Source organism: Streptomyces sp. CBMA156, from assembly GCF_014596515.1.
Classification (GTDB): domain Bacteria; phylum Actinomycetota; class Actinomycetes; order Streptomycetales; family Streptomycetaceae; genus Kitasatospora.
In genome coordinates this window covers 1-10,632 of record NZ_MSJQ01000408.1, presented here as the reverse complement: position 1 = coordinate 10,632, position 10,632 = coordinate 1, and the positions used below count along the sequence as shown (strand labels likewise).

8 protein-coding genes are annotated in these 10,632 nt (G+C 73.6%); 1 reads left to right on the top strand and 7 read right to left on the bottom strand.

Annotated features, from left to right (window positions below; genetic code table 11):
- Positions 1–74: 74 nt before the first annotated feature.
- The 7 genes from BU198_RS36390 to abc-f form a co-directional block, all read right to left on the bottom strand.
- A complete protein-coding gene (locus BU198_RS36390; protein WP_223245421.1) occupies positions 75–1,328 on the bottom strand; it encodes a serine/threonine-protein kinase in 1,254 nt (417 codons plus the stop codon).
- Between the two features lie 13 nt (positions 1,329–1,341).
- Positions 1,342–2,106 (bottom strand): serine/threonine protein kinase, encoded by a 765-nt coding sequence (locus tag BU198_RS36385; RefSeq protein WP_188301082.1) that lies wholly within the window; start codon positions 2,104–2,106, stop codon positions 1,342–1,344.
- A gap of 260 nt (positions 2,107–2,366) precedes the next feature.
- Positions 2,367–3,752, bottom strand: coding sequence for a hypothetical protein (locus BU198_RS36380; protein WP_223245424.1), 1,386 nt, complete (start codon positions 3,750–3,752; stop codon positions 2,367–2,369).
- An 83-nt stretch (positions 3,753–3,835) separates the two neighbouring features.
- Positions 3,836–5,356 (bottom strand): peptidoglycan DD-metalloendopeptidase family protein, encoded by a 1,521-nt coding sequence (locus tag BU198_RS36375; protein ID WP_188301081.1) that lies wholly within the window; start codon positions 5,354–5,356, stop codon positions 3,836–3,838.
- Between the two features lie 11 nt (positions 5,357–5,367).
- On the bottom strand, positions 5,368–6,357 hold the full coding sequence (locus BU198_RS36370) for an alpha/beta hydrolase (protein ID WP_188301080.1): 990 nt from the start codon (positions 6,355–6,357) through the stop codon (positions 5,368–5,370).
- A gap of 306 nt (positions 6,358–6,663) precedes the next feature.
- Complete coding sequence (locus BU198_RS36365; RefSeq protein WP_188301079.1) at positions 6,664–8,337, bottom strand: ABC-F family ATP-binding cassette domain-containing protein; 1,674 nt, start codon at positions 8,335–8,337, stop codon at positions 6,664–6,666.
- 81 nt (positions 8,338–8,418) lie between these two features.
- A complete protein-coding gene (abc-f, locus tag BU198_RS36360; RefSeq protein WP_188301078.1) occupies positions 8,419–10,053 on the bottom strand; it encodes a ribosomal protection-like ABC-F family protein in 1,635 nt (544 codons plus the stop codon).
- A gap of 385 nt (positions 10,054–10,438) precedes the next feature.
- Between abc-f and BU198_RS43005 the strand changes: the two genes are divergently transcribed.
- Positions 10,439–10,632, top strand: a 194-nt coding sequence (locus BU198_RS43005; protein ID WP_223245420.1) for a hypothetical protein, incomplete at its 3' end; no start/stop codon positions are given.

Sequence of the window (10,632 nt, the reverse complement as noted above, 5' to 3'; positions counted from 1 at the left end):
CCTCGGGCCCGGGGAAGCGAGGGGGGAAGCAGGGGGAAGCGGCGGTGCGAGGTGTGCTGCGGCGGGCCGGTGGCTCAGCCGGAGCCGGCCCGGCGGGCGGTGCGCCCGGAGACCTGCACCCGGTCGATCCGGCCGGTGGCCCGGTCCCGGTGGAAGTGCCCGCCGGGCTCGGGGAGGCCGGTGTCGGGGGCGATCAGGTCGTACGAGAGGTCGGCGTAGCAGCGCAGCGGGATCGGCGGGTCGCCGTCCACGGAGAGGGTGGCGGGGCCGTCCCCGGCCGGTTCGACCCGGTAGCGGATCGAGCCGTTGCGGTAGTCGCCCGCGCACTCGGCGACGGCCGCGGGGTCGGCGAGGGCCACCGGCCGGCCCGCGCCCACCGGCTCGATCGCGGCGGGCACCCGCAGGCCGGCCGGCTCCGCCAGGTCGGCGGCGAGGGCGCGCCAGAACGGGGGGACGGCGGCGGCCAGGCGCAGCGCGGCGCGGCCTTCGGCGTACTGCTGGGCGGCGGCGCAGCGGGCGGTGGGGGTGGCGCCCGGGAACGGCCGGACACCGGCGGCGAAGACCTCGTGGATCACGATGCCGAGCGCCCAGATGTCGGCGGTGGTCCGGACCTTGACGCCGTGCTCGCCGAGCGGCTCCTTCCAGCGCTCGGGCGGGAGGTAGTCGGGGGTGCCCATCGGGGCGGAGTGGCCGTGGGTGCCGGTGAGTTCGATGGCGAGGCCGAAGTCGGAGAGGCGGACCTCGCCGTCCCGGCCGATGAGGACGTTCTCCGGTTTGAGGTCGTTGTGGACCCAGCCGGAGCGGTGCAGATGGGCCAGGCCCTCGCAGATGCCGACGACGATCCGGCGGCCCCGGGCCTCGTCGACGCCGGTGGCGAGCAGGTCGCGCAGGGTGCACCTGGCCCGTTCCATGACCAGGACGATCGCGCCGTCGAGCGAGGGGCGGTCGGGGGCGGCCAGGACGAGGGTGTCGAGCAGGCGGACCAGCCGGGGGTGCGGGGCGCTGCGGGCCAACTCGGCCTCGCGTCGGGCGGCTTCGGCGACCTGGCGGGCCTGGCGGGGGGTGAGTCCGGCGGTCGGCAGCACCTTGAGGGCGACGGTGCCGTCCACGTCGTCGGTCTTGTTCACGTCGCCGGTGCCGTCCACGTCGCCGGTGCCGGCCGATTCGTCGGCGCCGGCAACTGCGTCGGTGCGGCGGGCGGCGTAGACGGTCGCCCAGCCGCCCTCGCCGATGGGCCCGGTGACGGTCCACTCGCCGACCCGGTGGCCGGCCGGCAGCAGCTCCTCGCCGTCCCCGGGGAAGACCGGGTCGGCCCGGTCGTGCACCATGGGTGCCCTCCCCCTACCGTCCGGACCCGACGGGCTCGGGGCGCGGCAGCAGGGCGAGGTGTTCCTCGCGGACGATGCCGAACTTCAGGGCGAGTCCCACGACGGCCTCGCGCTTGCCGCTGCGGCGGTCCGCGCGGCCCGCGCCGTCGGGCAGGTCGATGCGGAGCTTCTCGTCGGCGAGGTAGTCGAGGTGCGAGCTGACCGCGCGGGCGGTGAGCCGGGCGCAGGCGGGGTGGCCGTGCAGCCGCGCGACCACCTGCGGGGTGGTGGGGACGGCGGCGGGGGAGTGGTCGCGCAGCCACGGTTCGCAGAGCGCGACCAGGACCAGGAAGTAGGTGGCGGTCTCGTCCAGCGAGTACGCCGTCATGGTGCGGCTCTCCCCGGAGCCGCCGCGGGCGTGCGGGTCCAGGTAGACGTGGTCGGGCGCGAACACCTGGAAGGACAGCGGGGTTTCCCGGCGGGAGGGCAGCACCACCCGGGAGAACTCGAAGGGGATCGGCGCGCCGATCCGCCGCGGTGGCACCCGCAGGTACTCGCCGGCGCCCTCCGGGTTCTCCACCAGGTAGGCGTGGGTGTTGCTGAGGTTGCTCAACTGCCAGTGGTCGTCGGTCGCGTGGATCTCGCCGGCCAGCCGGGAGACCGTCTCGTCGCCGAGGCGCAGCTCCACCGGCGTGCGGGCGGAGCCTCGGCCGAAGCGTGCCCGCTCTCCGGGGCCGAGCCGCAAGGTCACCGTGCCGTCGCCGTTCCCCTCCGGCAGGTGGACGACAATCCCGCTCACCGTTCCTCCGTCCCGCGCACCGCTCCGGTGCTGTGCACCGCTCCCCGTTTCGCGTGCCGACTGTTGCCGGACGGACGAACGGTACCTCTTCGCGCACGACTGTAAACCGTATGCCGCCGGGTACTTGACAAACAGGGAGGGAAGGGTTCGGGCGGGTGTTCGGAGCCTCGGCGCCCCCCCGGACACGGCCACGGGCCCGATCGGCAGGAGGCGTCTGTCGATCGGGCCCGTGTGTGCGCCCAGGAGGGGTGCCGGCGGGGTCAGTCGACGGCGGGTCCGGGGGTGGTGTTGAGCCAGGTCCAGTCGGACCAGGTGGCGAATCCGGTCTGCCACCGGTGGTGGACGCCGGTGGTGCTGGTGCCGAAGACCTCGATCCGGCCGTCGGCGTTGGCGGCGGCGCCGATCTCGGTCCCGGGGCCGCCGAAGGTCTCCCACGGGCTGTAGGGGGCGTCGATGCCGGTCTGCCAGCTGTGCTGCGCCGTACTGCCGTTGATGGCGAACACCTCCACCCGGCCGTCCGGCGAACGCTCACTGGTCAGCTGGGAGTCGGCGGGGCCGCCGGTGGCTTCCCAGCCGGACCAACTGGTGGGGTTGGTCTGGTACTTGTGGTAGACGCCGGCGGGTCCTGAGGCGAAGACTTCGAGGCGGCCGTCCTGGTTGTGGTCGACGGTGAGGTCGTGGCCGCCTTCGCCGAAGGTGTCCCAGGTGGACCAGGTGCCGTTCACCGTCGTCTGCCACTGGTGCTGGAAGGTGGTGCCGTTGAGGGCGAAGGCTTCGAGTCGGCCGTCGGGGGCCTTGCCGAGTTCGATCTCGCTGTTGGCGGGGCCTCCGCCGGTGGCTTCCCATTCGGACCAGCCGGCGGAGGGTGCCGTCTGGTACTTGTGGTAGATGCCGGCCGGTCCTGAGGCGAAGACTTCGAGGCGTCCGTCCTGGTTGGTGCCGGTGGCGATGTCGTGGCCGCCGGTGCCGAAGGTCTCCCAGTTGGACCAGGTGCCGGAGGGCTGGAGCTGGTAGCGGTGCTGGAAGGTGTCGCCGTTGATGGCGAACATCTCCAGGCGCCCGTCCGCGTTCGGACCGATCGCCAACTCCGCGCCGCCGGGGCCGCCGAGGTTCTCCCACTCCGACCAGGCGCCGTTCACCGCCGTCTGCCAGGCGTGCGAGACACCGTTCGCACCGGCGGCAAAGACTTCGAGGCGTCCGTCCGCCGACCGCGCCGAGACCACCCGCCCCGACTCCGCCGGATACACCAACGGTGCGGGGCCGGGCTCGTGGTGGCCGAGCCGGTCCACGGCGGCCCGCGCCTCGTCCAGGTGCCGCAGGTGCGCGCCCTGGTTGTAGGTCGCCCACTGCTGCCAGTCGGTGCCGCGGTTGGAGATGCGGAAGGTCTCCTCGGCGTTGCACCGGGCGTCGTAGGCGCAGGCGTCGGTGACCTCGTGGTGCCAGTAGTCGTTGAGTTCCCACAGGCCGCGGTCGGTGGACGGCGGCGTGTTGTTCTGGACGTTGGACGCCAGCGGATTGCAACTGGACTCGGCGAGGCCGACCGCGATGGCGGTCACCAGGGCTTCGCCCCGGAAGCCCGCGGTGTAGGCGACCTCGGCGCACAGGTCGCTGCCGGTGGCGGCCGGTGCCGGCGTGGCGCCGACCATCAGGCCCGCCGTCACGCCCAGTGAGGCGAGCGTGGACAACAGGACGTGATGCGGCGTCCGGCGGGTGCGGAGGAGCGTGCCGGTCACGTGGTGGCTCCTCGGTTGACGGCGGGTCCGGGGGTGGTGTTGAGCCAGGTCCAGTCGGACCAGGTGGCGAATCCGGTCTGCCACCTGTGGTGGACGCCGGTGGTGCTGGTGCCGAAGACTTCGATCCGGCCGTCGGCGTTGGCGGCGGCGCCGATCTCGGTGCCGGGGCCGCCGAAGGTCTCCCACGGGCTGTAGGGGGCGTCGATGCCGGTCTGCCAGCTGTGCTGTGCGGTACTGCCGTTGATGGCGAACACCTCGACGCGGCCGTCCGCGGTCGGGTGGCTGGTGAGCTGGGAGTCGGCGGGGCCGCCGGTTGCTTCCCAGTCGGACCAACTGGTGGGGTTGGTCTGGTACTTGTGGTAGATGCCGGCGGGTCCTGAGGCGAAGACTTCGAGGCGGCCGTCCTGGTTGTGGTCGACGGTGAGGTCGTGGCCGCCTTCGCCGAAGGTGTCCCAGGTGGACCAGGTGCCGTTCACCGTCGTCTGCCACTGGTGCTGGAAGGTGGTGCCGTTGAGGGCGAAGGCTTCGAGGCGTCCGTCGGGGGCCTTGCCGAGTTCGATCTCGCTGTTGGCGGGGCCTCCGCCGGTGGCTTCCCATTCGGACCAGCCGGCGGAGGGTGCCGTCTGGTACTTGTGGTAGATGCCGGCCGGTCCTGAGGCGAAGACTTCGAGGCGTCCGTCCTGGTTGGTGCCGGTGGCGATGTCGTGGCCGCCGGTGCCGAAGGTCTCCCAGTTGGACCAGGTGCCGGAGGGCTGGAGCTGGTAGCGGTGCTGGAAGGTGTCGCCGTTGATGGCGAACATCTCCAGGCGCCCGTCCGCGTTCGGACCGATCGCCAACTCCGCGCCGCCGGGGCCGCCGAGGTTCTCCCACTCCGACCAGGCGCCGTTCACCGCCGTCTGCCAGGCGTGCGAGACACCGTTCGCACCGGCCGCGAACACCTCCAGGCGTCCGTCCGCCGACCGCGCCGAGACCACCCGCCCCGACTCCGCCGGATACACCAACGGCGTCGGACGGGGGCCCGAGCCCGGCGTGCAGGGCACGGTGACGCCGCGTTCGGCGAGGTAGGGCTCCGGGTCGGTGCGCACGGACGCGTCCGGGTCGGCCCAGACCCGCAGGTGCAGGTGCGGGCCGTCGGCGGTGCCCTCGCTGCCCATCAGGGCGATCTGCTGACCGGCCGTCACGTGGTCGCCGGTGGCCACGTCCCGCTCGTACATGTGCCCGTACTCGGTGATGGTCCCGTCCTCGTGCAGGACGCGGATCCACTGGCCGTAGCCCTGCGCGGTGCCGGAGACCAGCACCTTGCCGTCGCCGACCGCGTAGATCGGGGTGCCGCGCGGGGCGGCGATGTCGATGCCGTTGTGCTCCTGGGTGTAGTGCTGGGAGATGAAGCCGGCGGAGGGACAGGAGGCCGCGAACCCGGCGGCCGCGGCCGGGGCGGCCGGCACGGTGACCGGCAGCAGCAGGGCGACCGCGGCCAGGGCCGGCCGCGAGGCGCGGCGGGGGAGGGGGAAGCGCACCGACGCTCCCCTCACGCCTTGCGCAGGCGGTCGATGATGCCGTCGATGTCGCGCTGCATCATGCCGGGGCGGATGATGTGGCCGCCCGGCTCCTCGTGGGCCTCGTACGGGATGCCGGCGCCGTCGAGCAGGGAGCGGAACTCCCGCTGCCCGGCGAGGACCTGGGGCTCGTTGACCTGGCTGAACCAGTCGACCGGGTCGGGGCTCGTCCCGGCCACCAGGAAGACCCGCTTGTTGCGGTAGCTCTCGATCCGCTCCACCGGGTTGTCGGCACTCACCCGCGCCTGGTCGAACAGCGGCGCACCGTAGATCGTGCCGCCCGCCAGGTCCAGCGCGGCGGCGGAGAGGTTGGCCCAGTTCGCCACCAGGCTGCCGTCCCGGCGCAGGCTGGCCGGGCCCGAGTGGGCGCTCACCGAGGCGAAGTGGCCCCAGTACTTGGCGGCGTACTTCAGCGCGCCGAAGCCGCCCATCGAGAAGCCGGACACCGCGCGGCCCTCGGGCTCGGCGTAGGTGCGGAAATTGGCGTCGATCCACGGGATCAGCTGGCCGATGTGGAAGTCCTCCCAGTTGCGGGGGCCCACGTTGGAGCTGACCGGGTTGGAGTACCAGCCCGCGTGGCCGCCGTCCGGCATCACCACGATGAGCGGCTTGCCGATGGTCCAGTCGCGGATGTGCTCGCGGTCGAAGGTGATGAAGTCCTGGTCGGTGCCGCCGCCGTGGAACAGGTACAGCACCGGGTAGGTGCGGCCGCTGGTGTGGTAGTCGTCCGGCAGCAGCACGTTCACGGCGGGGTTCCAGCCGATCGCGGCGGTGCGGAAGCGGTAGTACCACATCCGGGGGTCGCCCTCGCCGCGCTCCACGATGCTCAGGCCGAAGCCGTCTCCGGCCGCCGCCGCGGGCGACGCCGACGCCAGCGCGCCCGTGGCGCCCAGCGCCAGCGCGGCGCCGAGCCCGCCGGCGGACTTCAGGATGCCCCTGCGGGTGGGGTGGTTCGCGGTCACGGTGGCCTCCAGGGCGTGTGACGGCGGCCCGTCCGGACCGCCGGATGTCCGACGGTCCGGACGCTAGTCACACCCCGCACCGCGCGGAATCCGGAACCATCCGGACTGACACCGGCGGACCGGACCCCGGAGACTGTTCCCTTCGGGGACACGGCTGGTCGTCCCCGGGCAGAGGCCGCTCGCACCGGATGGTGCGAGCGGCCTCTGTCACCGAGCGGTTCGCCCGGTGGGTCGCCGAACGAAGGCCGGTGCGAGGTCGCCCTCGCACCGGCCTTCGGTGTCCTTTGTCACCGTACTGGCAGGTGACTAGGTGAGGGCGTAGTGGCGGGCCGGCTCCAGCCGCAGTTCCCGGCCCTGCCAGCGCCGGCGCAGCCAGCGGTCGTGGCTCGCGAGGACGATCGCGCCTGGGCCGGTGCCGAGGGCCTCCTCCAGTTCGTCGCAGAGCCTGGGGGAGAGGTGGTTGGTGGGCTCGTCGAGCAGCAGCAGCCGGGGCGGGTCGGCCACCAGGAGCGCCAGCGCGAGCCGCCGGCGCTGCCCGACGGACAGTCGGCCGACGGGCTTGTCCAGGTCCGCCGCGTTCAGCAGACCGAGCGACCCCAGTGGCACCTCCTCGGCCCGTGCCGCGCCCAGTGCCAGCTCGTAGGTGTCGCGGACGGTGCGGCCGGGCCGGCCGAAGACGGTGTCCTGGGTGAGCAGCCCCACCGTGAGCCCGGGGCGCCGGCGCACCGTTCCCTCGGCGGCGAGGTGCCCGGCGAGCACCGCGAGCAGCGTCGACTTGCCCGTCCCGTTGCCGCCGGTGACCAGCAGCCGGTCGTCCGCCGGCACCTCCAGCCCGTCCAGCACGAGCCGGCCGGGCACCCGGACGTCCCGGAGCGAGACCAGGGGCTGCCCGTCCTCCACGACGTCGACGTCGACACCGTCCGCAGCGGCGCCGCCGTCCGAGGCCAGCGCGCCGACCGCGAAGCGCAGCGGGCGCGGCGGCTCGGGGACCTGTGCGCGCTCCAGCTCCTCCAGCCGCCGGGCGGCGTTGCGCACCCGGCGGGAGACCTGGCTCTGCACCCGGCCCGCCCGGTGGCCGTAGCCCATCTTCTCGTTGTCGCGCGGCCCCCGGTCCGGTGCGACCAGGTGCGCGGTCACGCCGGCCGAGTGGCGCAGCTGCGCCAGCTCCTGCTGCTCCTCGGCGTACCGCCGCTCCCAGCGCTCCCGTTCGGCGCGCTGTTCTCCCAGGTAGGCGCTGTAGTTGCCGCCGTAGCGGACCGGTCCGTGCACCGCCGGGTCGAGGTCGACCAGATCGGTGCAGACGGCGTCCAGGAACGCCCGGTCGTGGGCGGCGACGACCACGCTGCCGGGCAGTGCGCGGACCTGCTCCTCCAGGAAGGCGGCGGCGCCGTCGTCGAGGTGGTTGGTCGGTTCGTCCAGCAGCAGGGCGGACGGCCGCCGGACGAGCAGGGCGGCGAGGGCCAGCCGGCCGCGCTGCCCGCCGGAGAGCGAGCCGAGCGCGCGGTCGTGCCCGAGCGCGCCGAGGCCCAGCCCGTCGAGGACCAGGGCGGCGCGGCGGTCGGCGTCCCAGGACTCCCGGTACTGGGCCCGTTCCAGCCGCCTGCCGTAGGCGTCCAGGAGTTCTGCGTGTCCGGGCGCGGACTCCGGGGTGCGGGCGATCTCCGCGCCGAGCCGGTCCAGTTCCGCGAGGTCCTCGCGGGCCTCGCGCAGCGCGTCGTCCAGGACGGCGGCGACGGTCGCGCCGGCTTCGTAGGGCATCTCCTGGTGCAGGAAGCCGAGGTCCGCGGGGCGCGAGACGCTTCCCGCGTCGGGCTCGTCCACGCCGGCGAGCACCCGCAGCAGGGTGGACTTGCCGGCGCCGTTCTCCCCGATCAGGCCGATCCGGTGGCCGGGGGCGGCGGTCAGGCCGACGCCGTCGAGGACGCGTCGGCCGCCGAGGTCGCGCACGACGTCGTGGGCGATGAGGGCGTGCTGGAGCACGGGGGTCCTTCCGGTGCGAGGGGCGGTGGGCGGCCCGCCGGGCACGGAGCCTCGGCGCGGGCCGTTTCACACACCGGCGGCTCACACCGCGGGCGCCCCCGTCTCCTTCAGCGTGCCGTCCGCCAGCCGGAGCCAGCGGTTCACCCCGATCTCGGCGAGGAAGCGCTCGTCGTGACTGACCACCAGGAAGGCGCCCTGGTAGGAGTTCAGGGCGCTCTCCAGCTGGCCGGCGCTGACCAGGTCGAGGTTGTTGGTCGGCTCGTCGAGCAGCAGCAGGTGCGGGGCGGGCTCCGCGCACAGCACGCAGGCCAGGGTGGCGCGCAGCCGCTCGCCGCCGGAGAGCACGCCGACCGGCAGGTGGGCGCGGGCGCCGCGGAACAGGAAGCGGGCGAGCAGGTTCATCCGCTCCGTCTCGGGCCGCTCGGGGGCGAAGGCGGCGAAGTTCTCCGCCACGGTGCGGTCGAGGTCGAGCAGGTCGAGGCGCTGCGAGAGGTAGGCGATCCGCCCGTCGTTGCGCTTGATCTCCCCGCTGTCCGGGGTGAGTTCGCCGGTGAGCAGGCGCAACAGGGTGCTCTTCCCGGCCCCGTTGGGCCCGGTCAGCGCGATCCGCTCGGGGCCGCGGACGCTCAGGTCGACGCCGCCGTCGGCGAACACCGGCCGGCCGGCGTGGCTGACCTGGAGCCCCTCGCCGAGGAAGAGGTTGCGCCCGGCGGGCACCTGGGTGTCGGGCAGGTCCAGGGAGAGGCGCTGCTCCTCGCGCAGGGCACGACCGGCCTCGTCGAGCTTGGCCCTGGCCTCGTTGACCCGGGCCGCGTGCACCTGGCCGGACCGGCCCGCGGACTCCTGGGCGCCGCGCTTCATGTTCCCGGCGAAGATGCGGGGCAGGCCGGCGCTCTTGAGGTTGCGGGCGGCGTTGCTCTGGCGGCGCTCGGCGCGTTCGCGGGCCTGCTGCATCTCCCGCTTCTCCCGCTTCAGCTCCTGCTCGGCGTTGCGGACGTTCTTCTCCGCGACCTCCTGCTCGGCCTGGACGGCCTCCTCGTACTCGGTGAAGTTGCCGCCGTAGAAGCGCAGTTCGCTGTTGCCGAGTTCGGCGATGTGCTGCATCCGGTCGAGCAGCGCGCGGTCGTGGCTGACCAGCAGCAGACAGCCGTTGAAGTCCGCCAGCACGTCGTAGAGCTTGTGCCTGGCCTCCGCGTCGAGGTTGTTGGTGGGCTCGTCGAGCAGCAGCACGTCGGGGCGCCTGAGCAGTTGGGCGGCGAGGCCGAGGGAGACGATCTGGCCGCCGCTGAGCGTGTCCAGGCCGCGGTCCAGGGTGAGGTCGGTCAGGCCGAGACGGTCGAGCTGGGCGCGGGTGCGCTCCTCGATGTCCCAGTCGTCGCCGATGGTGGTGAAGTGCCGCTCGTCGACGTCCCCGGACTCCACGGCGTCGATGGCCCGGATGATCCCGGCGACGTCGAGCACCTCGGCGACGGTGAGGCCGGAGGTCAGGGGGAGGCTCTGGCGGAGGTGGCCGAGGCGTCCGGTGACGGTCACCGAGCCGGTGGCGGGCTTGAGTTCGCCGGAGATCAGCTTGAGCAGGGTGCTCTTGCCGGCGCCGTTGGGGGCGACCAGCCCGGTCCGGCCGGCGGGCACGGTGAAGGACAGGTCGTGGAAGACCTGGGTGTCGTCGGGCCAGGCGAAGGAGACGTTGGAGCAGACGACGGCAGCGTCGGACATGGGGATGACCTCGAACGGAATGAGGGCAGGGAGATAGACCTCTGCCCTGGGCAGACGTGTGGAAAAAGGGGTCGACGAAACGGACCACCTCGGCGGCGCTCCTGAAGCACCGGCCGGTGGCCGTCAGATCCGGATCTCACCCGGAGATGTCGTCGTCACCCGCCACGTCTGCCACTCCTCGATCACACGACTACAGGTCACTGCCACTGTAGCAGCCGTCTCCGGAGGCCGACGGGCCGGACGGGCGGGAGGCCCGGTGGGGCGGGCCGGCAACTGTCCCTCGCCGCAGCCCCTTTCGTCCCCGGGCCGGCACATCGCGGCCTCGGCGGAGGCGGGACCCGTACCACCGGGCAGACCAAGATCATCGGTTGCCTAGACTGGCCCGATGCCCCGTTCTGAGATCAGCGTACGTACCCTGCGGAAGGCAGCGGCGGCGGCCGCTGTGGGTCTGCTCCTCGCCGCGGCCGCGGCCTGCGGCCCCGGCTCGTCCGACCCGGTCTCGGCCCCCGCGCCGGCCTCCGCGCCGGCCTCCTCCGCCGCCGGGGCGGCGACTCCGGCGGCGCCGTCCGCGCCGTCCGC

Excerpts from the sequence above, each read along its gene's own strand:
- BU198_RS36390 (WP_223245421.1), bottom strand. The coding sequence starts at position 1,328 with ATGGTGCACGACCGGGCCGACCCGGTCTTCCCCGGGGACGGCGAGGAG.
- BU198_RS36380 (WP_223245424.1), bottom strand. The coding sequence starts at position 3,752 with ATGGTCGGCGCCACGCCGGCACCGGCCGCCACCGGCAGCGACCTGTGC.
- abc-f (WP_188301078.1), bottom strand. The coding sequence starts at position 10,053 with ATGTCCGACGCTGCCGTCGTCTGCTCCAACGTCTCCTTCGCCTGGCCC.